Here is a 22566-nt window from a genome sequence, read left to right as displayed (position 1 = left end):
TAATCTCCAGCGTCCCCACTCGTCGCTGAAATACCTAATCCCCGCGGCCTACGCCGCCCACCTCACCGCAACGGACGATCGGCTGCGCAACCCCGACCAGCTCCGCCGATCGTCCGTTGCTCCACCCGCGCCACTTGGCGTACAAAACCCCGAGACTCTAACTGCCGCTGGATGAAAATGCAGTGGCAGGTCAGGTACACCCGGGCGACTTCGTCGGAATCCGCAGACCAAATACCTCGGCCGCCGCTTCCTGAAGCTGGGATTTCCACTGCGTGATCTGGTTCGGGTGCACGTCGAATGCTCAGCCAGCTGGGCCAGCGTCATCTCGCCCTTGATCGCGGCCAGCGCCACCTTGGCTTTGAATGCCGGCGCGTGGTGCCGGCGGGTTCGTCTGCTCATCGTCTCTCTTGATTCGCGGGACAATCTTGCTCGCCGTCAGGCAGAAACTCCACTTATCGCCCTGTCCAGATTTCCGAAGCCGGCTCTGTATGCAGCCGGACGCCGTCGAAACGTCTACCTGACACAGTGGCGCGCGTACTATCGCCATGTCGCAGCGCGCTACGTTGCGGGCGCGATGTCATGGACCGAAGCGCACAATGCACATGGTCTCGTGTTACCGAGACCATGCGCTCAAGATCGAAATGCTCGGACTGGACAAGGCCCGCGACCGGCACGGACATGGCTGGTAATCCGTGCTCGATGCTCGCGCCATTTCTTAGCGTCGAAGAGGCCCGGCGCTTGGCTTGAGGTGTGATCTCTTCAATCAAACTTATAGGAGGCCTGAAAGAACGTACCCCACCGTTCCATGCTGAACCTTGCAAACGCAGGTGGCGCTCCGGCGCAGTCACTGTCGCTACCCTTGCAGATTACCTCGCCACGCTTCTTAGTCCATATTGCCCAATAGCGGCCGCCGACGCCGACGCTGAAGTTCTTGGTGAAGAAGTAGGACAGCACGCCTTCAACCTGGACGCCGCCGCCACCATTGCCCCGCTGTTCAGCGAAGGTGGTCTCGTCGCGCAAAAGATGATTGTCGCGCCCTTTGAAATCGGTCCAGGGCAGGTAGGCGACATCGGTGTTTAAGCGCCAGTGCTCAGAGAGCATGGTTTCGGCGCTTAGGCCGACACGAGGTGCATTCCACTGAGTATTCTGGCTGCCGATGATAGTGTCTGGGCTCGCCGGACAAGTGTAGCGGGGGTTGGCAATCTGCGTGCATCCGATCGTGTCGGAATTCTGTTCGTAGTAGGTCCAGCCGATAAATCCACCGAGCTTGTAGTTGGCGCTGCGCAGGAGATCGTAACCTACGTCTGCGGTAAAATAGGTGAACCTTCCGTTTCGTTGCCTTGATGCGTTGTTGATATAGGAGAGTCCCCGATCGGCGAGCCAATCTTCATTGTTTATGTTTCCCTTGTCAAAGCGCCCAAGGCCGATGTTGCCCTTCAGGAATACTCCCCATGGGCTGTCGACACGGCCAAATAGCTCTCCGGAAAGTCCGTCGAGTCCGTGATAGGTGAGCCTCGATACAAGAATGCTGGGGTCTAGAGGCCAGCCATAGGGCACTGCGCTGTTGTCCCATTGAAAACGTCCGCGGCTGAGCCAGAGCCGCGATCCGCCTTCGAAGGACCAACCCGTGTAAGCAATCGGCGGCGCGCCGGCGGGTGCTTTCGCGTATAGCGGCGCACCGGACCATTGCGCCGTCCACGGGTCGGCGCCAAAATGGTAGTTCAATCCAATCTTTCCGATGTGATAGTTGCTGGACAGGCTGGTTGTGTTCGCCGGAAGAATCGCCAAAGGCGGATCTTGCAGGGTGGCAGGAGTCGCGACACTCGGCCCGCCGAAATGCAGATAGTCGTACTCAGCTGTAACCGACCATGCGGGCGTAAGCGCTTGCTCGACGCCCAGCCCGATGATGCTGCCGATGCGACCGTAGCCGAAATGGGTTTTCTCCTGTGGCAATAGGCCCCACTCGTAGTTATTGACGACGTCACCCTGATTGTTTTGCCAAGCCACGCCTCCCTTGAGATAGGCCAGTGTGCCACCCGACGCGCCAAACGTGTAACCGACACGACCGGTCGCGGTGGCAAAGACGTTCGGACCTGCCTTGCAGCTTGCGCTCACGACAAACCCGGAGGCGGCGAGGCAGGTATTTGTGCCGTCGGAGCCAGCACTGCTGGCCTCGAATTCGACGCCAAAGATCCAGTCGTTCTTCTGCCAATTATAGCCGATCTGGCCACCTGCAAGGAACGCCGGCGTATCGACGATGCCGCCATAGATTGACGGACCGTACGGATTGCTGAAGGAGGTTCGGCCGTACCCGCCGCCGACGTGCCCCCCAATATAACCTCCGGACCAGTTCCACACCGCCGCGGGCAGTTTCACTTTTGGCTCAAGGTCTGCAGCATTGGCTGCACCGGTTGCGACAAGCGCAATTGTCGTGGCTCCCAAAAGACGAACTCCAGATCGCATTCAACACTTCCCTGCATTTTCTCGGTCCACAACCGGGTGCCCTTAAGTTACCGCCGCAGTAAACCTCGGGGCGGACCAGATGCTAACAGCGACACGCGCCGAGTCCGTCCCGAAGATCATCGCACTGCGATTGGTGATGATGCCGCAAAGAGAGCAAGTCGCGTGCCGAAGTAAATTCGCAGGCTTTGCAGGCACTTCGTCGCGGCGTGTATCGTCAAGTTGCTGACATTGTCTCAATACCGACAGCCGCGCGGCCAATGCCCAGCAATACTTGGCTAGCGCGGTGTCATGGGCCGAAGCGCACGATGCGCCGGTCTCGCTTTGGCTACCGGAAGCCTTGCTGCCTCGACAGATGGAAAGACAGTGCGCAAGGGGCTGCGTCGCTTCGAAGATATTTGAGATAGATCTGCGCTCCTGAGCGCTCTAATCGAGAGCGCTCTTCATTTGAAGCCGCTCTAGTCTTCAGACGATATCCTTGCCCCTGCAGGTTGGGATCGAGGCTCTCACGGGTCGCTCGGGCGATCACACGTTCTGGGTCACTCCACAGAGTATCGGCGCTGGCGTGTTTTCGGGGATAGATTGCGGCCCCTCTATACCAGCTCATCGGCTGCATCATTTATTGCGGTGTAGATTTCGTCGAGGTCTGCCGCCGTGACGCAAGACGGGGCAGGACGTAGATCGTATTCCCAAGCGGGCGCAGCAGTAAATTTCGAAAAGCCTCGGACCGATATTGGCGAGATATCCTTCGTCAGCGACTAAGTGCTGTGATTCCAGGTCAACCGCGCGGCCTGTTTGCTGACGCGGAGAACGCTTTGCGCGGCCGTGGTCTCGTAGAACGCGTATCGTTGGGCGAACGCAGCGCCGGTCAGGTCGTGGAGATCCGGCGCCTCCTCCGGCGAGAAAAGCGTCAACGGGCCGTCTTGTTCGACGCGCTGCTGAACAAGTGGGGCACTCAGTTCGCGGTGTTCATGTCGTGGGTCCGCCGGCGGTCGTCGCTGGTGTTCTTGCGCAGGTCGAGCAACTCCTCGATGTCAATGTGCAACGTCTTAAAATAGGCGCATGTCGCAGCAGCGCGTTCGTCAGCGTGGTCTTGCCGGTTGAGGTGCCGCCGGCGACCAGAATGTTCTTGCGGGCGGCGACGGCTTCGCGGAGCACGCCTGGCTGCCCGCCGTCATGATGCCGGCCCCGGCGTAGTCATCCAAAGTGAAGACAGCGACGGCGGGCTTGCGGATCGCAAAGGCCGGCGCCGCAACGATGGGCGGAGGAAGCCCCTCGAACCTCTCCCCCGTCTCGGGAAGCTCGGCCGAGACGGGGGCCTTTCGGCATGCACCTCGGCACCGACGTGGTGTGCGACCAGGCGCACGATCCGTTCGCCATCGGCGGCGGACATCGTGCGGCCGCTATCCTGCAGGCCGCCGGACAGGCGATCGATCCAGAGCCGACCGTCGGGGTTGAGCATCACCTCGACGATCGCGGTCCTCAAGGAAAGTCGCGATTGCCGGACCAAGCGCGGTGCGCAGCATGCGCGCGCCACGCGAGAACGCTTCCGAATGGAGTGAAGTGTCCGCCACGATCGTCCCCCGGAAAGCCAATCGCGGCAAGCGTTTAGCGACGGGAATGGATAGAAAAGCCAGGAAATAGGTTAGTTCAACAAGTATTCAGCCGTCGTAGGGACCGGGCGTAGAGCAGAGGCTCTCGTGATCCAACCGGAACTACCCACGCTGACATCGTTCTCTCGCGGTCGAGGCGCATTGGGTCACGCGGTGCGATTGCTCCCGGGAACGTCGTCCTTCAAGGTTCATCCAGATTTTCACCTTGCCTCTTGCTGGGGTGTTCTTTCGATCAAGATTTCAACATTGCCGCCGGCGCCTGATAGATGCCGCGCCTTGACGAGCAAGGCCTAGATGATGCGCGCAATCTTGTTGGCGAGTGCCACGGATGCCACCATGATCGGTCGTGTTTGTAGGCCGAATCCAGAGCGGGCATTCAAGCCTCGTCAAGCAACTTGATGATCAAGGTCGCACCAACGATCAGCAACGTCAGAAGTCGCCGATTCCCGCCCTTTGATATCGTCCCAAGCCGCTGTGTTTGGATACCGACAACGAAAACCTCGTCCCGCGTAGTGGGCCGATTGTCAGTTCGGCAACAAAATGTCACCAAGTGGACGATACGTAAGTTCAGAAAAAGCGAAAAATCAGCGGTCTTCAATTCGGCACGCCGCTTGCCTTGTTCACGGCGTCGGCACCGATCGCTAGTGAGTCCGTGATGGATGATTTGGCGACATTGAGCAAAGGCACGGAGACTCGCTGTGTCGCGAACTGACGTAGAGCGATTCATCAACGATCTGGGGAACGAGGGTAGTCTGCTTGAACGCGTAAAACCAAGTGCTACCGGCCTTGCATCGATTGTCGCGATCGGAAAGAACCTCGGCTACAGCTTCACACTTGATGAAGCTAAAAGTTGCATCCGAGCTCGACAGAAGTTGACGACTAAACGGCTCGCCGGTGGCACTTTTTATTCGAGTGATACGATCTCGACCGGCGCTGTGCAGGCCGTTGCGGAGGTGGCCACGAGCGGCGCGCAACCCGCGCAAGCGGCCTCTGACCGCGCCACGGCAGTTGAGCCCATTGCAGTTGTTGTGGTTGTTATTGTTGCGGTCGCGGCCGAGATCTGACATGCCTTCGCCATGACCGCATCGGCTGGTTGCTCAAGGAGGCGATGAAGTGCGATGAGAACATGAAGTAAGCTTCGTCAAATGACACACGCTGCCGCCGAGCACTACCGACAGATTTTTGACCGGCGCACTCCGGAGCAACTGCGCACGCTGTCGCACGTCAAGCGCTTCATGGAGCGGTTAGTCGGTGACGTGGAGTTCCGCAGGGCGCTTGCGGAGGCAATCGCCACCCCTCGAGCGGTAACAGAGCGCTACGGCATCAAAGTGGATCCAATGGAGGTGCTGCCGCTCTGGCGCGGTGGCTACCAACAATACCGCTTCAAGCCGGAGTCTGCGCCGTGGCCACTGGCTGTGATGTGGGATGAGTATCTCCGCGAGATGATGCGTCATCGCGACCTCTTGCGCGACGAAGGCGAGATGTCAACGATCAATCCTCGCTTTCATGCTTGGCGCGAGCGGCAAATCCGGCGCTGCAATGACCAATTGGGCGTGTCGGCGGCGTCGCTCACGCACCCCATCATCGCTTTCGAGCTAAGCGAAGGCTGCACCGTCGGTTGTTGGTTCTGTGGCCTCTCGGCCGATCGCTTCAAAGGCTATTACGACTATAGCAAAGAGCATGCGGCGCTTTGGCGGGGCGTGCTTGGTGTCGCGAGCGAAATGTTTGGTTCGGCAGTCCGCACGGGCTTCTGCTACTGGGCCACAGATCCTATGGACAACCCACACTACGACCGCTTTCTGTTCGACTACTATCAGATTACGGGCGCGTTACCGCAAACAACAACGGCAGCCCCACTCAAGGATCAGGCACTCACCGGGCGCGTGCTCGGGCTCTTCAATCTATATCGCACGACGACGAATCGGTTCTCCGTGCTGAGCACGGCACATCTCAACCAGATTCACGCGGCGTTTTCGCCTGAGGAGTTGCTAGGAGTCGAACTCATCCTGCAGGGCAATGAGGCGCTGACGGCAAAGGCCATGGCCGGGCGCGCACGCGAGCGGAAGGAGAAGCTCAAGGGCGCTAACAAGGACGGTGCAATCGCCTTTCTGGAACGCAATCACACGACGATCGCCTGTGTTTCCGGCTTCCTCGTAAATATGCGGCAGGGGCGTTTACTACTGGTGACGCCGGTGCCGGGTAGCGACCGCTGGCCCCTCGGGTACCGCATCCTTGGCGAACGCTTCTTCAGCACGCCCGACGGGTTCCGGGGCGGGCTGCAGAGCATGATCGAACAGCATATGCTCGAGAGCCCAGCCCATGATCTGCCACTCCGCTTCCGCAGGGACCTAAAATACAAGGCAGGGAGCCGGTACTTTCATCTTCGCTCACGCAACATGGAACACCGCGTGCTCGACGACATCGCCCCGATTTCCGTTGGCCGTTTGATCGCGGACGGCAACTGCACAATGTCGGAGCTGGTTATTCAGGTCGCAGCTGACGGAACAACCCTCCTTGGGGTCGCCGACTTGCTCGATCAGTTGTACATGGCCGGGCTGATCGAAGAAGACCTCGACGACCGCTTCATCTGCCAGACCGGTGACTGAACGACGAGCCGCATCGAAGGAGTCAAACACGCGGGCTCCGGCACGGGCGCAGATGGTGCCGATTCGCATTGAGGTACTACTTAGCCTCAAGCAACGGCAGCATCCCACCATCCAGCAGTGCTGAGCGCGGTGACAAGCCGCTCCGCATCCACGGTCCGTGGCTTCGCGGCGTGCACAACCGACATTACCACAGAAGCCCAGCGGGCTTCCGCGCTTGCGGCTTCGAGCGAAGCCCTCATTTGCGTGCGTCAGCGGTGCACGACTGGGACGCACGCTGTTAAGTCAAGAATGGCTTGCCCCGCCCAGTGGTCAATCAAATGGTTCTGCCAGACGACAATGCCGCTGGTTCCGGAGAGGTCGTGGCTTTTCGTGGCGCGCCACTGCAACTTGCACTGGCGGTGATCCCTGGTATCGGACCACGACGCACCTGAAACTTTGATAGGTCCATGTGAATGACGACGTTAATCCGTTCATCGATGATGAAATACAGCGAGTCGCACTCGAGCGTGGCGCCGCTCAATATCAAGAGCGGAGCCGCGTGTAGGCAATTATTCACCGCTCGGCTCCAGCACTCTCTGCTTGTTCATGCCGTCCAGTCGTCGGGCAACGAAGTGACGCGGAAATCGTGGCTCAAAGCGGGCTGCTCACTGGCCGAATTAGCCGACTTCGTGTTCACGGCTCCAGTCAGGAGTCGCGCAGGAGTTCACTTTGCCGTCCGGCGCATGAGACTATGGCAGGGCGAACGCACCTGTGCGCACATCATGAATAACGTGGTATGATTATGAGTATCGATGTGCCAATCGTCCTAGTCAACATGCCTGTGTCGGCAGTCGAAAGGCCGTCGCTGGCGCTTGGTCTGCTGAAATCAGCGCTGACCCAGGCTGGACTGCAATCCACCATAGCATATGCCAACATCTGGTTTTTAGAATACATAGGCATCGCCGACTATGGACCTCTTGAGAATTGCCCTCCAGAGGAGGCACTGGTTGATTGGCTGTTCGCGGGCATTGCATTTCCCGACTTCGAACCCGAACAAAACGCCTTCCTCGACCTCTATTTCGAGCGCAACCCGATACCCGCAGGCAAAGATATGGCTGAGCGTCGCGCGAATTTCCTCAGGCTGCGCTCGCTTATCGGCGGCTTTATCGACTGGACGGCTGACAAGATACTGGAGAAGCGGCCGGCTATGGTCGGGTGCAGCTCGACCTTCACCCAGCATGTCCCCTCGCTCGCGTTGCTGCGCCGGCTGAGCGAGCGCTCACCTGATCTTGTCACCCTCATGGGTGGAGCAAACTGCGAGTCGGTAATGGGGCGGAGCACTCACGCGCGTTTCCCATGGGTCAACTATGTCGTGTCGGGCGAGGCCGACGCACTGATAGGCCCGCTGTGTTGGGACATCCTCAATCGCGGCAGAGACATTCCGCCTGCTGACCTGCCATTTGGCGTTTTCGGTCCGACGCATCGCGAGGCCGGCTATCCCGCGGCGTCGACGCGCGACTTAGTGCCGCGCGCAGTGATCGAGAACATGCGTGACCTGCCGCTGCCCGATTTCTCGGACTATTTTGCGGAGGTCGAGGCATCGCTCTACGCCGATCGCATCCATGCCGGGCTGCCGATGGAGTTCTCTCGCGGCTGCTGGTGGGGAGAGCGCAGTCATTGCATGTTTTGCGGGCTGAACGGCGGATCGATGACCTACCGCCAGAAATCCGCGGGGCAGGCTACAGCGGAGATGATTGAGATGTCGGCGCGCTACGGCTCGTCGCGCATCGAAGCTGTAGACAATATTATGGCCATTGACTACCTTGAAAAGGCGCTGCCTTACCTCACCGCGCTACCCGAGAAGCTCGCGATCTTCTTTGAGGTCAAAGCCAACCTGAGGCGCCACGAAGTGGAGAAGCTGGCTGCTGCCGGCGTCCGCTGGATTCAACCGGGTATTGAGAGCCTGGATACTCGTGTTTTGAAGCTGATGCGCAAAGGAACGACCTCAGCGCACAATGTTCAGCTCTTGAAGTGGTGCCGTCAGTACGGCGTGCGGGTCAGTTGGAGCTTATTGTGGGGCTTTCCCGGCGAGAGTGATGCATGGTATGCGGAAATGGCCTCTTGGTTGCCGTTGCTGCATCATCTGCAGCCGGGACCTGCGGTACGCTTGCGATACCAGCGCTACAGCCCCTATCATTACACAGCCGAGAAACATGGACTGAAGCTGCTCCCGGCCGCCCCCTATCGCTACGTGTATCCGCTGTCGGAGCGCGATCTCTCGGATCAGGTATACTACTTCGAAGACAGCGAAGACGACGATGTCGGCGGCCATTTCACAGCGCGCGACGCCAACCGCCGCCCGGGGCTAAATGCCGTCGCCAAGGGCATCGATGCCTGGCTGAAAGCCTGGTGCGGGCCGACTTTCTCTATGCTGTCGATGCAGGACAACGGCGACGAAATCATAGTCGAGGACACGCGAGCCATAGCAGTCGAGCGCGTACACCGCGTCAGAGGCCTCGAGCGAGAAATTCTTCTGGCCGCGGACGAAGGCTCGCCTGAAGCCCGCCTGCGCGAACGGCCGGGCGTGGCGAATGTAATACAGGGCGAGATTGAGGCGGCGATAGCTGACATGATCGCCCGCAAGCTGATCGTTCGGCTTGATGCGCGGCTGGTTGGACTCGCGTTATGGCATCCATACACGCCAATCCTTCCCCCGACTGCGTTCCCCGGTGGCTATCTCGACCGACGCTCCACGCCAGTGGACCCCCCGCGCGAATAAGGAAAACTGCGGTGTGCACTTCGCAGGGCCACACCCGTCGCCTGTCTCCTTTGCTTGGCGCTCGCGCCAGTCTTGTCGCATTGTTCGCCCGCGTCGTTGAGCACAATCAACGGCGCCGAGCCCCAAGCTCCAACATATATGGTTTGAGATATTTGGCCGAAGCGGCGGCGATAATCGCGCCAACCTAGTGGAGCCGATGAAGTTAATGCGGCGTACGGTGGGATGGTCAACGATCGCCCCAACGACGGGGCCAGCGTCGGCGCGTGCGTTCGCGAGAAATGACCACTCCGGCGGGACGGCCCGCCGCCACTTTGATGCAAGCAGGTGACAATCAGATTTCCGAGTGGTCGTTCCAACATCGTCGAATTCCGCGCCGCGTTCGACAGCTATGCGCTGCGAACTGCATCGCTCGATCCTCGTAGACTACTTCATTGGGCGAAAACGAGAAATCGCAACGAACCTCAAATCTTTGACACAGGTTGCAGCTGCCAAAGCGTCGTGTAGTTTATCGGTCGCTCGAACGTTGCGCCTTTGGCGACATATGGCTTGCCCGCGTCCAGCATCGGCTGGAATCGATCCAACTGCTTCGCCGCGTCCAGATCGACCCATAGACTTACATTTGGGAGCGACGATGTCGTCTCGACTGCACCGATATAAAATGCAGGCAACCCGAGCATCGTTTCGATGCCGGGGCGAAGCACCTTCTCGTCCTCGATCGTCATTTGCCGGATTTCCAAATCTATCCGGCGGACATCGAAGAATAGAGACCCTTACGATTCACTGCATTGGGAATTTCCCTCCCTTAAGCTGTAAAAGGATATGATGAACGGTCCACGATTGCTATGCCGACGCGTAGCTTCAGTGTGGTCGGATTTGGGTCACGGGCTGCCTTCCTGAATGCAGTAGCTCCAGGGCCGCTGTATCCCAGGTAGCTGCCGGATCTTGAACGATCGTGGGGCTCGTGATTGTGCTGCACGCTGCGTAAGACCCTTTCGATCCCGGCGCTATGTCCCCAATGCTAGGCGCTGCCGTACGAGGCGACGTGTGCCCAATGTCCAAGAGCTGCGATCGACACTCTTCCACCCATTTTACCCCCTTTTGCGTAAGCGGTTTAGATGGCTCAAAGCTTTGCGGCTTCTACAGCATGAGAGCATCGATCGTAGACGTCGTCCGCCTGTGCAATCCGTTCGAGAGTTTGTGAGCCATGCATGCGGATTGACAAAATTCATCTTCACCTGTCTGCAGAAGCGTGACGATGGCCGCCTAGGGTCCGGACGCCCCGATGGCTGTGCGCACGTGCATTTTGATCCCGGAGGAGTCGTTTAACATTTTGGTGTAAACCGTTAGACCGTCAGATTTAGTTGCCTGGTCGCCCGAGAAATGGATGGTGGCCAGCGAGCAATTTCGACTATCACCTTTCTTTTTGTTGTTTGCTCCGTCGCCTGCGCTTTGACGCTCTCGGAAACCCGTCTTGCGGAGTTGCACAAAGAGTCCCATTGCAAGCCTTCTCACCCTTGTAGTTGGCCAGCGCTTCGACCAACAGCGACATGATGTGCTGTTTCAGTTCGTCGGGGATAGGCTCAGGACCGCCTAGCGAGTTCAACGCCACCTCGACCAATTCGATTGCGCGATCCTTGTTGCCGCTCTCGTAATAATACTGAGCGACCGCCCCATAGGACAGGTACTTGAAGTTACCGTCCCGTTGCGGAGGATTCAGCGCCAGAATGTGTTCGGATAAGTCTTTGCCCATCGCAAGGCGCTCGGCAGACGGGAAGTGGGAGTTGTCATTCGCCGGATTGAAGAGTTGGCGCAGCGCCCCTTCCATCCACAGCTCATCGTTCTTGTCGATCGCGTCGCGAGCGAATTGCCTCATAACCGGCAAGCCGGTCTGCAAGTTGCGCAGTTTGTGAAGCAACAGATCCGCATGGAGCACGCGGTAGTTGAGCTCGTCCGGCATCACCGCGACGGCCTCTTCGACCGCCGAAACCGCCTTTGCCCAATCCTCCGCCTTCATCGCCGGTGAAAGCTTAGCGAGAATCGGCTCAGTCAACGCCCGCTTGCGCTTCATTTCGCGCATTTCGCGTCGTCCGCTGTCGATCCGCTCTGTATCGGCGGCTTTAGCTTCATCGCTGGTCCGCCAGCTGCCGTTAAGAACTTTCGGCAAGACGTCATCGAGCTGCATCGGAGAACCGATAAAGGCGATGCGGCCGTCACGGTCAACGACGAACGAGGTGGGAATCCCGACAGAAAAGCTGGAGTCCATCCAAAGCTTGCTCATTTCGCCTGTGGAGTCGAACCCGATCCGATAGTTCAAGTTCGAGAACTTGTCGGTCAACCACGCGTCCAACGTTGTTCGGGCCTCGTCCGCCGTTGGAGCTTGTTCGTAAGCTGCGACGCCGAGCAGCTCAAGTCCGCTGTCTTTGTATTTCTCTTGCAGCTGTACTAGATGAGGCATCACTGCCGCACATGGTCCGCACCAAGTTGCCCAAAATTCGACGATGTACACGTTCCCGGGCTGGAAGCTCGTGAGGGGCTCCCCGCGCAGCCAGTTCTCCACCTTGATCGGAGGAACTGGGGACTCCATGCACAGCACCATGTTGCTCTCCAAAACTATTGCCACTCGTTGCGCGACTTTGTGCGCTATCCTGTCTCTCTCAGACACGGAGCACACGGGTTCAACAGAAGGAGAGCATCACTCGTTTTGCGCATCTGGCGTGCGCTCAGCCCTCACCGTGTTTCTGCATCCCAATAGCAACAGGCGTGCCAGATCGGTCAGCACGCATCAAGCGCCTGGCTACGCTTTGAAAACTCCAAGGCGCCCCAAACGCAGCCGGTGTTTTGAACCTGACGGACTGTGCCCCCTGTCGGAACTTGGACACGAATCGCGCGCTTCGCGCCACCAGAAAAGCTAGTTTGTGAGCCACCGAATGGAGCCTGCTGACCCTTTTCCCCGCCAGGCAGGATGAGAGGAGAGCTCAATGCAGATCCGAATCGAAATAACCAAGGCAGAGGACCCGCGACGGGTTCGCGGTCGATGACGGCGGAATCATTCGCGAGGCACTGGAGCGCGAGCCGCGGATCGGTGCGCCTCAAAAACGCCAGTGCTCGCCATTGCGTCAAGCGTTTCCTGCACCACAAACTGGTACTCCGATCAAGTTTGCTGTTCAGCCGCGTGGATCGCGGCAGTTTTCGCGGATGTTCGAACAAGGGTGCCCCCTGAAGCGAGCGGCCCGCTGGTCGTAGACATGCCAGAGAACAACGGTGTGCTGAGCGGTTGGAGGTGGCGTTTGATTCGAAACTGGACCACCGAGAATCAAGAAAATCGTGCTGGGCACGGCAGCCCTCATCGCGCAAGGACGGACTAAGCTAACTTGCTCGAACTTGACTGCGAATGCTTGCAGACCGTTTGGGAAGCGCCCGACCGCCAAGCCCGCTAATGTTCATCAAAGTCCATCTCCGATGCAGGCGACAATGTGTTCGCTATGGTGGTGAAATCTGCTGTCCCGTTTTTCTGAATACGCACAAGCATCTATTCTGCGCCCGGACAGATCAGCGAGGGCGAATAGGTTCGGTTCTTGGGTCAGGACCTCCCTCGTCCGCGAAGCTTTCGAGCGCTGATGGCACGGTCGTTGCTATTGAGATGCAACGATATCTTGTGAAGTCGCGTGCATCAGACTCCCAGGCCAAACCATGCTTTTGTTGGTTTAGACCGATGTGCTCTTTGCAGAGCATCGAGCGGGCGGCAGCTGCCGTACTCGCTTCATAGGGCATTCCATTGATCGGATGGGACGACGATGAGGCAAGCCAGCTGCCGAGCGCGGTATCGAACGCGAGACTGGAAATGAGTGGCCCCCTAGCCATAACGGCGCGACGCCAAACGACCGACGTGGACGCAACGATCGCTGATCTGCGGTCATGCGAACACCCGCACGATATGGAAGCTTGCGATATGCTCTTGCACATTCCCCTGGCGTGCTGTCGCTACGCCTAAGTCACGCTCCTGGACACGCCTCATCGTAGGCTCTGTCGCTTCCGCCGTCAGCGCCGATAGCATCGGACAGACGACGTCCGGTTACGCTTTTCCTGCAGCCTCCAGAATGATTGATGACGTGCTTTCTAGAGCACGCGCACGCCACGTGGAATTTCTGGACGAGATCGAGTGGTGCGGGTGAACAAGATCGGCCAACCGTTCTTGATCAGAGCAAAACCAATCGCTGCCGCCATGTGGCCGGCAATGAGGGGCGGCTCGATCGTGACACACAGAGCCGCACCATTTCGCGGCGTGGTGACGACGCTCAAGCGCAAGATGTGCACAGTGAGTCCGGACACGGCCAAACCCGCCTATCGGAGCGGCTGCACATTCCGTGCTGTCGTTCCCGACACGTCCGGCGCTACCGTGCCTGCTCCATCTTCTCCGTTGCTCTTGTTGAGCGGGGCGGAGGTAGCGTAGTTGGCAAGAGGAATGGCGGCGCGATCGCCATTACTCGTGATGACAGACCGATTGTCAAGCAAGTCGAGCGGATCGTTCACCATGACTGCCAGGTTGTTTCTGGTCGAGCAGCCAAGCGTCGAGTCGAATGAATTGTCGTTCACGGCAGGTCCCACGATCAAAAGCGACGGACAGATCGGAATATGGGCTTCAAAGGTAATCGCCTCGATCCTCACGCCGGAACGGGGCGGTAAATCGACGGGGGAAGCGGACAGGCGGATGTTATAAGGAGCAACGCCCATGGCGCGGGCCTCGTGCGCCACCTGGGCAATGAGCCTGGGTGAGCCCGCGACATCCACATGGAGTGCATCCCGCCGGCCGCCACTGACGTTCGCGATAAAGCTCCGCAGCTGATGCTTTTCGGAGCCACGAAGGCCCTGCAGGAACAAGACACGTTTTTTTTGCTCGATCTGTATTGCTTGTTCAGCCGGCCCGTGATGGATTGAGGCACTATTTGCACAGCCACCCAATGTTGCCCCAATAACGATCAAGTGACACAAATATCGCAAGGTCATTTGACGATCCTCATTCGATGATAAAGCCGGCGCTGCCGGTCAGTCCTGGTGCGCTGGCACGAGGCAAATCGCGGTCTCGCGGCGGCCGGGCCACCGTGTTTGTCAAAATCCGCCCCGCATCTGAGGGCGGTGCGATGCGGTCCGTTGGCGCACTCATCTTGTTCGGGTTCGATCCGGGGCGCACGATGTAGGGCGTGACAATAATGACCAGCTCGGTTTCACGTTTTTGAAATGATGAGGAACGAAAAAGCGCACCCAGAATCGGCACATCGCCGAGCCAGGGAAACTCGCCGATATCAGTGTTGAAGTTGCGCCTGATAAGGCCGCCGATTGCAAAGCTCTGACCGCTGGCGAGTTCGACCACTGTGCTCGCCCGCCGAGTCGAGAGGGCAGGAACCGCCATGCCGTTGATTTTGACTTCGCCTTCGCTCGACAATTCGCTGACTTCGGGCTTCACACGGACATTGATTTGATTGTTGCTGAGCACGGTCGGGACGAATTCCAGGCTCACGCCGAACTGCCGGAATTGGACCGAAACCTGTCGATTATCCTGCATGACCGGAATCGGAAATTCGCCGCCGGCGAGAAAGCTTGCGGCTTCGCCGGACATCGCCGTCAGATTCGGCTCAGCCAGGATTGAGGCGAGGTGCTCGCTCGCGAGAGCGTCCAGAACAGCGCTGAGGTTGGCATTGCCGGCGCTAAACCCGATCCCGATCGTGCCGCCGCCGCCAGCCGCGCCGGATCCGCCCCCTTTGCCGGTGACAAGGAAAGCGCCGTTTGGGCTGGAGGCGGTGAAGTTGATATTGAGGTCCTTTACGGCGCTGCGGGAGACTTCAGCCACCCGTACGCTGAGATTCACCTGCAATGAGCCGGCGACCTGGATCTTGTTGACAACCAGCGCGCCCGCCCCAAGAAACTGCTCAGTGACCTTCCTGGCGGTCTCGACGACATCGGCATTGGGCGCCGTACCGCTAAGGATCGCGCCGCGTGGGGTATAGCTGACTTGAATCGGATAATCGCCGACCTCGGCCTTCAGCGCCGCCCGCAGATCCTCGATCGGTTGGGTAACGATAACACGCAGCTCAGCGAGAGCCTCTCCATTGTCGTTCAGGGCGAACAGGCTCGTCCGTCCGGACTTTTTGCCAAACACGAAAATCGTGGTATTCGACGGCGCCTGATAGTCGGCAATCGCCGGGTCGGCAATAAAAATGCTCGCAGCCGGCCCGGTCAGATGAACTGTCTTGCCCTGTGAGGAGGTAAGGTTGAGCGTGCCGGTGGTGCTGCCTGGCGCCGCACGTGGCGCTTCTCCTTTGCCATCCCGCTTTGTCTGAGCTGTGGCAGCAAGCGGAAATAGCAGAGCGACTGCGCACAGGACGTAGCAGAGGCGGGGAAAAGCGGCATAATGCGAGCCGCTGGCAACCATCGACGGCTCATCAGCGCCGGCGGCATTGTTAACGACGTTCAAGGGAGTGTTGCTTTCAAGTTCGATCGGCTAGGCAGCCGATGCTGCGCCAATGAGTTCAAGGGTGTAACCGACACCGCGCGCGGTCTTGATCCTGAGCGTTGCACCCGCCTGGCTCAAATGCGTGCGTAAGCGATAAATCCCGACTTCCAGCGCATTGGTCGAGACCTCGTCGTCAAATGCATACAAGCTGTCTTCGAGCGATGCGCGGGGCACCGTACGGCCGGCGCGGTTGAGCAGATGTTCAAGAATGCACACTTCGCGGCGCGCAATTCTGAGGATTCGACCACCGACCGAGACTTGTCGCGCGATCGGATCGAAATGCAGATTCCCGAATGTCACGACCGGCGCCGTCATTTGCGTTGACCGTCGCAAAATAGCCCGCATGCGAGCAATGAGTTCGTCGATAGACACGGGCTTGGGCAGAAAATCATCCGCGCCCGCATTGAAAATCGCAATCCGCCGTCTGAGATCATTGAGACTGCTCATCATCACGGCCGGCATTGACCGTCCCTCGCGCCGAAGCTGCTTCAGCCAGTCCAATCCGTCTCCATCGGGCAAATCCGATTCGAGCAGGACCATGTGGTAGTTCGCGCAATCGAGCGCGGCCGCCGCCTCATCCAGCGTGCGTGTCACGTCGACGGCGAAGCCGCAACTTAAGAGCGCTTCCTTCACGTCGCGGGCAAAGTCCGCATGATGATCAACCAGGAGAATTCGCATTTCATCGCCTCTCGTCCATCCACGCCAACACCTGAGCGCGTCACGATTGACCATGGGGCTCGATGGAACTGAGAGGCGGCTGGATTGGTGTGAATTTAAACAGCCCGCAACGAAAGGGCAGAACATGTTGACACACGATCAATATCTGCGGGTCCATTGTCATCGGATGGACTGCGGACGGCTTACGGCGTCGGCGCCGCTCAACGTGCGCCGCATGCCAGCAAGAGATCTGATTTTGTTTAAAAGGCCGAAGGCCGCCCCAGCCCGCTGACGCGTCTGCGGGCCGATCACACCCGTTCCTGCATGCTCTGAGCCGACGCCTGCGGTGCGAATTGCGCCAAGCCGCGCAATCGAAACCAAAGCGCGAGAGACGATCGGATTTGTGGCTGAACAGATGAGCGAAACCGACATTTGGAAACTTCCCAATTGGTCTTGGTCTGCGGTCAGTCTTGCTGGGCTGTTGAGCCTGTCGTGTCGTGAAGTCACGACAATGCAAGTCTTTCCGCATTCGAAGACACATCACGCGAGCATCCGGCCAATGGCTTCACAGACCGAGATGCACGACGAAACGATCAATGCCCCTTTCGGCTGGAAGAACATCCTCTCGTTCGCCAATCGTTCGCACGCAAGGTGTCAACCTTTTGAGGCTCCGTCGCGCCCGAGGTCGCCTCGTCCGCCGCAGCCCAGCGAAAGCTTTGAACGATGCAATCGAGATCCACGGTGTGGTCATCGCGCATGGATCCAGGTAGCTACACCAGCAACATTTCGTCTCACTTGGTGCACGGCACCAGAATGATCGGATCTCGACCTTGGAGCTGGCGTGTGCCCAGCAAAAACCAGATAGCGACCACCAGCGTTCTGCTCGAGCGCCGTATCTTGATTCACTTGCGAGGGGATCGGCGCTGCGTCCTTCGATCTGCACATAGGCGATGTAGGACGTTCGCCCCAAAGAGGAGCAGTCCAGGAGCGTGACGGGGCGGAGCGGCTGAGCATTGTGCTTTTGAGACGTTCGCAATTCTTGCTACCTGTCAGGAAGTGTTCACGCGAGCGGGTTCTGTGTCGCGGGGTTGTCGGAAATCCTACAATCTGACGCTAGGTGAGATTCAAGTGCTTTTGAGCGCTGGGCGTAGCAGTGCCCTCGAACTCGCAAGCATTCTGAAGCGATGACGACACGTCCGAAAGCAGACTATCGACCTGCGCGTAACGCTCGTCCCTTTTGTCAGTGTCATGAGCGCTTCGTCGGTCCAATCAGGGCGTAGCGTGAGCCAAAGCCGATGGCAGTGTGTGAAGGCAGTCGTCTTTGCGAGGCCTTAAGGTGTGACCTCACGGTCGTCCGATCGACCTCATGCGTGCCAATTTAGCAAGGAGACGGTGGCGAGCCGCGTGATGCCTCTATGTGAGCCGCGGGAGCTAACCTCTGGGATACAGACGCCCGAGCGCACGAGCCGATTTGACCGGCAAGGGACTGAACAAGGAATCGGTTGCCAAACGACATTCTTGAATGCTGCCTCCATAGATCACGATCGACTATGGGGCTTTTAGGCAAGGTCGGCAAAATCGATTGTTTTGATGGAACGCATCCAGGTCGCGAATAGGCCATTGTGCGACGGTGCGGCTTGCCGCTGAACGAGGCTCCATTGACTTGATCCTTGATGCGATCGCACCCGAGCTCTTTTGTTTGATCGCGCGGTAGCAGGTCGAGCTGCCGAAGGGATCGATGCTCCGCCTCAGTGGCTCACGTCATCCGAGTTTCCCACCAAATATGTCGGCGGCGATCGGATCGATGCGGGCGAGGCCGCAGCACTCCAGTGAGAGCCGTGGAAGAGCGAACAATGGTGCGAGTGTGTCCTCCTCCACAGCGTCGGATACGTCTTGGGATGTGGGGGCGCCTTCGTCTCTTGCGCAGGTCAGGAATGGGTTGATCTGAACATTATTCGCGGAACCCTTATCGTTGTTCGTGAAGCGGCGCCGCTGAGACGGACCGTTCCTTAGGGTGTCGTCCTGGCTAACATCAAGGAACCTGCGAGAATGGCGCGGTCGCCCGTTGTCTAATTCGAAAAGCGGTGGCAAACGCTCTCGTCAGCATCACTCAATCACCGAGGCAGATGCTTGAGACGGATCGCAAGTCACTGCTCGGCAACTATTCCTTAGTGGCAGCTTTACTTTCAACAGCCCCTGCCTTTTCCAGCTCAACTTCCTTCTGGATGGCGGCCAGGGAATTGCCGATCTTGCTGACAATTCTGGCCAGGTCAGCTTCTGCGACGCCGAGCCGCCTCCTAACGGATCTCACCTGCTGTGCGTCCGCTAGATCGAGCGTCGTGCGGATCGGATGTCTCGGTTTGGAACGCAGCACTATGAAACTCCCACGCCCTCCATCGGGGCCAATGTTCTAGCTCAATCAAAAACGCGTAGAAGGCACAGGCAGAATATGACACCATATCAGGATCTGAAGATCGCGATGCCAGCCGTCAAGGAGGCGAGCGCAATCGCCCCAAAGGCTGCGCTCGTTGAAGAAAGGCCGCTGTTGAGCGGCCAAATGGACGTCCGCTTACCAGCGAAGGTGGTTCCTCCAGCCATAGTGGTGGCCGCGGCCTCTGCTCCAACCGTAGTGATGCCCACGGCCGCCGCGGTGCCCCCACCCGTGGCCGCCGCCATGACCGTGTCCACCTTTGACTTCGATCGCAGTTGAGGCAGACCCGCCAATTGCATCCGGAGTCGCAACAGGCATCGCCGAGACCGACGTCGTACAAGCTATGGCGACAGCGCACGTCAGATGGCTAAGCCCGCAAATCCATTTCATGTAAGTGTGCCTCCGTGTAGGCCATCGCGTCCGTCGCGACCGGCGCTAAGCCAAACAGTCCAATTGGGAAAAGGTTGCAACGCTGTCGCGACGGTGTTGACGCGGGGCTGCTTCAAGGCGGGGCTTGGCGCAGGATGCCAAGTCATCCGCTGCGAAGGAGCGGTTCGAAAACCCTCTTGCTAAGAGCGCCGAGCGACGCATCCACGAGCAATCCGTCGGGCGGGGATTGCACGACGAGACCGTAGAAACTGTCGACACCCGGATTTGTCGCCCTTCTAGGGCTGAAGATACCGTCCTATTACGACTCTAGACTGGTCAGCGCCGCGCTGGACATCGCTCGGATCTCATCGACAACAAACAACGGTTATTAGGATCGTCCCCGCATCCGATCGACGCTGAAGGAGCGCGCCGACCGCATCCGCAGCAAAATCCAAATAGGGCGCATCAAAACGCTGGTCCTCGTTCGTCTCGCCGTAACCCATGACGAAAGTACCGACAGGCTCGTCTACTCGACCGAAAACGGGTCGCGAGTACAAGGATTTTATGCCGTGGGACAAGCAGGTCCTGATGAAAAGATCGCTAAAGCGATTTTCCTTCGCCACGTCATGAATGGTGATGATCTGTTTTTCATTCATGGCTGCCGTACAGCAACCCACGTATGGTGGCCCCATTTGAAGATCCCTTATGGCTTCCTGAAACGTAGGTAGCAGATTGGGGAGAACGGAGCGCTCAAGCTTCGAATGACCCGCGCTCGCGTTGCAAACGCCGGTTCTACATCCGGGGACTAATGCCTCCGCTCGGCCGTCTCGCGGAAGGAAACGTAGCGGCGTGCTGATCGAAGGGGCTACTATTCGAGCTGTGAACCATGTTGGCAGGCAGGCACACCCACCACAGAACGCGACGTCAGCGGCCCGTGAAAGGCACCACGCGTTGCAGGATCAGCGGTCTACGTTGGGGACCCATTCCTCCGCGGTTGCGTCCCAGTAATGGGTGTCGTCGAATTGCTTCCAGATTGGCTGCCTTTTCTTCCTTTCGACGTCCTGCCGGTTGGCCTTTGTGTGGACGACAAGCGCCACAGCCATCATTACCCATTCGCGAAGGCTATGTCGGGGGTTCCATTTGACAGATGCGAGCATTGTGAGTCTCCGTCAAGTAAGAACTGTTGTTCACACTAGCCCCCGCCAAGAACGAAGAAACGTAATCTACTTCGCAGGCAGATCGCGTCTTCAACTTAGGCGCCGGTGATCATGGCGCAGCGAACGCAAGCAAAGCGTCGGCTTGCCCTTCGTGTTCATCCTCAAGGGCAGCGGGGGCCCTGGGTTGGGATTCATGGTAAGGGAGCCGCAGGCGGCTCGAAAAGCCAGGCCACCTTCCATTGCAAAGGAGCAGATCGAGGCCGACAACCCGTTGGCGCGCGGGCGAGCTGCGATTTGCTCGGCAGCGCACCTGCAAGTGTCTTTTCCGTCGCTAGATGGAATGGGCCGGGAATAGAAGCAGAAATGGCCGCAACAATAGGCTCTCTCACCGACGTCGCCGCAATCGTGATCGTTACCACAGATATGACAATTACAAGCAGATGGTTCACAACGCGTTTTGAAAAATGCTTCGTCATGAGTTGAGCCCTCACAACCGAAATGACGTACTTAGGGCAGTTCGCTTCAATTCAGCGCGCCGCAACCAATCTCGTGCTGTCTATCTGTCCTGCCAACTCTATCCTGATCAGCCGATCGTAAATCGGCTTCTAGGCCTTCAGGAGTTTGTCGGACAATCAGAAGCTGGTTCCGCATTTCAGTGAGGCGGGCGCGGCAGTATTCGCGATAAAGCAGGTCGAATATGGCGGGCATGGTTGCCCCCGTCGTTTTGAATATGGCTGTAGAATTTTCGCCACGAGTGTTCGGACGATATTGGCCCGTTGATCGCTCCCCGACCGCCTGTTCGCACCTAAAGCGTGATGGCATTAGGTTCGATAGCCTGAATTTTTGAGGTAGTTGGCGCACTCCTCGGAGGTGAAGGCATCGAGTGCATGGCCGATTGCGGCGCAGACCGCGTCGACGGTTCGTGCGGCAGCTTTGCGGAGCAGGTGCTTGAGCTTGGCAAAGACCTGTTCGATCGGGTTCAGATCGGGCGAGTATTTTGGCAGGAAGAAGAGTTTGGCGCCGACCGAACGGATGAGCTGGCGAACTGCTTTGCTCCTGTGGCTGCCGAGGTTATCCAAGATGACGATGTCGCCGGGGCGAAGGACGGGCAGAAGAACCTTCTCGACGTAGGTGCGAAAGCTCACGCCATCGATCGGCCCCTCGATGAACCATGGCGCATCGATCCGGTCATGGCGCAGGGCCGCCAGGAAGGTCATGGTCTTCCAGCGTCCGTTGGGGACCTTGGCGTGAAGTCTGTGTCCGCGCGGCGCCCATCCCCGCAAGGGCGCCATATCGGTCCTGGTCCAGGTCTCGTCGATGAAGACCAGCCGCTCAGCTTCGACGCGACCTTGATACTTTGTCCACTGGGCTCGCCGCCGCGCCACCTCGGGTCGATCGCGTTCGCCAGCCGCCACGCTTTTTTTTGAAGCTGAGCTTCTCGGCATGCACGAAGTCCCACACCGAGTGGTAGTCGACCTTCAGGCCGCGACCGGCAAGCTCGGCAACGAGACCGCGTATGGTGAAATCGCCGTCCCTGATCCGCTGCGACAGCCAGACCGCATGCTCTCCCGAAACCGCCTTCGGCTTGTGACCGCCCATCTGGCCAGGCTCAACGCTGCCGGTCTCCTCGACCCGCTGCATCCAGCCGATGGCAGTGCTGATCGCCACCCCAAACTGCTTGGCGGCCCGATTGCGCGACATCCCGCCCTCGATCGCGGACACCACACGCTTACGAAGATCCAGAGAATAAGGCTTCCCCATCCATGCTGGCCTCCTATCCAGCCAGCATGGTGAATCAGAAATACACTGATTTGGGAATCCCAAATCGATTCAACCTAACCCCATCCCGCTTTAGCGTTCGAATTGACGATTCGCTGACTTGGTTGTCGGCACAAAAACAACACAGCCAGTGATACTTATATCACCCTTCTGTTTCGGCAATACTTCGTCAAACAACTCAAGATCGCTGCTGCGCGAATAAAAATCCAACTACAGCGTGAAATGACT

Annotated in this window: 13 protein-coding genes and 4 pseudogenes; 5 read left to right on the top strand and 12 right to left on the bottom strand. The window is 58.5% G+C overall.

What is annotated here, in order from left to right; translation table 11 throughout:
• Window positions 1-175, top strand: a pseudogene (locus XH87_RS09750) (IS3 family transposase); the annotation flags it as partial.
• 51 nt (window positions 176-226) lie between these two features.
• On the opposite strand, the pseudogene XH87_RS09745 reads toward XH87_RS09750, so the two are convergent.
• From XH87_RS09745 to XH87_RS09730, 4 genes and pseudogenes are all read right to left on the bottom strand, one after another.
• Window positions 227-399, bottom strand: a pseudogene (locus tag XH87_RS09745) (transposase); the annotation flags it as partial.
• A 360-nt stretch (window positions 400-759) separates the two neighbouring features.
• The gene (locus XH87_RS09740; RefSeq protein ID WP_271587102.1) at window positions 760-2463 is read right to left on the bottom strand and encodes an outer membrane beta-barrel protein; all 1704 of its coding nucleotides are present in this window, start codon (window positions 2461-2463) and stop codon (window positions 760-762) included.
• 788 nt (window positions 2464-3251) lie between these two features.
• Window positions 3252-3541, bottom strand: a pseudogene (locus tag XH87_RS09735) (ribonucleoside-diphosphate reductase subunit alpha); the annotation flags it as partial.
• Window positions 3529-3986, bottom strand: a pseudogene (locus XH87_RS09730) (P-type conjugative transfer ATPase TrbB); the annotation flags it as partial. The pseudogenes XH87_RS09730 and XH87_RS09735, both read right to left, overlap by 13 nt.
• A gap of 785 nt (window positions 3987-4771) precedes the next feature.
• On the opposite strand from XH87_RS09730, the gene XH87_RS09725 reads away from it, so the two are divergent.
• From XH87_RS09725 to XH87_RS09715, 3 genes are all read left to right on the top strand, one after another.
• Window positions 4772-5137 carry a Nif11-like leader peptide family natural product precursor gene (locus XH87_RS09725; RefSeq protein ID WP_271587101.1) on the top strand — a complete coding sequence of 122 codons (366 nt, stop codon included), beginning with the start codon at window positions 4772-4774 and terminating at the stop codon, window positions 5135-5137.
• Window positions 5138-5218: 81 nt separating this feature from the next.
• Window positions 5219-6679 (top strand): radical SAM family RiPP maturation amino acid epimerase, encoded by a 1461-nt coding sequence (locus XH87_RS09720; protein ID WP_271587100.1) that lies wholly within the window; start codon window positions 5219-5221, stop codon window positions 6677-6679.
• Between the two features lie 775 nt (window positions 6680-7454).
• On the top strand, window positions 7455-9437 hold the full coding sequence (locus XH87_RS09715) for a RiPP maturation radical SAM C-methyltransferase (protein ID WP_333909175.1): 1983 nt from the start codon (window positions 7455-7457) through the stop codon (window positions 9435-9437).
• A 461-nt stretch (window positions 9438-9898) separates the two neighbouring features.
• On the opposite strand, the gene XH87_RS09710 is transcribed toward XH87_RS09715, so the two are convergent.
• The 6 genes from XH87_RS09710 to XH87_RS09685 form a co-directional block, all read right to left on the bottom strand.
• Window positions 9899-10159, bottom strand: a complete 261-nt coding sequence (locus tag XH87_RS09710; RefSeq protein WP_271587098.1) for a hypothetical protein — start codon at window positions 10157-10159, stop codon at window positions 9899-9901.
• A gap of 689 nt (window positions 10160-10848) precedes the next feature.
• Window positions 10849-12033, bottom strand: a complete 1185-nt coding sequence (locus XH87_RS09705) for a TlpA disulfide reductase family protein (RefSeq protein WP_271587097.1) — start codon at window positions 12031-12033, stop codon at window positions 10849-10851.
• Between the two features lie 1745 nt (window positions 12034-13778).
• On the bottom strand, window positions 13779-14441 hold the full coding sequence (locus XH87_RS09700; protein ID WP_271587096.1) for a CpaD family pilus assembly lipoprotein: 663 nt from the start codon (window positions 14439-14441) through the stop codon (window positions 13779-13781).
• A gap of 10 nt (window positions 14442-14451) precedes the next feature.
• Window positions 14452-15906: a type II and III secretion system protein family protein gene (locus tag XH87_RS09695; protein ID WP_271587095.1), complete on the bottom strand. Its 1455-nt coding sequence runs from the start codon at window positions 15904-15906 to the stop codon at window positions 14452-14454.
• Window positions 15907-15933: 27 nt separating this feature from the next.
• Window positions 15934-16623 carry a response regulator gene (locus tag XH87_RS09690; RefSeq protein WP_271587094.1) on the bottom strand — a complete coding sequence of 230 codons (690 nt, stop codon included), beginning with the start codon at window positions 16621-16623 and terminating at the stop codon, window positions 15934-15936.
• 2140 nt (window positions 16624-18763) lie between these two features.
• Window positions 18764-18976 (bottom strand): DUF3606 domain-containing protein, encoded by a 213-nt coding sequence (locus XH87_RS09685; RefSeq protein WP_271587093.1) that lies wholly within the window; start codon window positions 18974-18976, stop codon window positions 18764-18766.
• Between the two features lie 75 nt (window positions 18977-19051).
• On the opposite strand from XH87_RS09685, the gene XH87_RS09680 reads away from it, so the two are divergent.
• The gene (locus XH87_RS09680) at window positions 19052-19312 is read left to right on the top strand and encodes a hypothetical protein (RefSeq protein ID WP_271587092.1); all 261 of its coding nucleotides are present in this window, start codon (window positions 19052-19054) and stop codon (window positions 19310-19312) included.
• A gap of 455 nt (window positions 19313-19767) precedes the next feature.
• On the opposite strand, the gene XH87_RS09675 is transcribed toward XH87_RS09680, so the two are convergent.
• Window positions 19768-20058, bottom strand: a complete 291-nt coding sequence (locus XH87_RS09675) for a hypothetical protein (protein ID WP_271587091.1) — start codon at window positions 20056-20058, stop codon at window positions 19768-19770.
• A gap of 1322 nt (window positions 20059-21380) precedes the next feature.
• Window positions 21381-22320 (bottom strand): IS630 family transposase gene (locus tag XH87_RS09670; protein ID WP_442868252.1). Its coding sequence is split into 2 segments (ribosomal slippage): window positions 21381-21983 and window positions 21985-22320, totalling 939 coding nucleotides; the frame shifts between segments, so codons are not numbered across the junction.
• Window positions 22321-22566 lie beyond the last annotated feature (246 nt).

Source organism: Bradyrhizobium sp. CCBAU 53415, assembly GCF_028128735.1.
Classification (GTDB): Bacteria; Pseudomonadota; Alphaproteobacteria; order Rhizobiales; family Xanthobacteraceae; genus Bradyrhizobium.
Note: the sequence above shows the minus strand (reverse complement) of the source record. Positions and strands in the feature narration are given on the sequence as shown.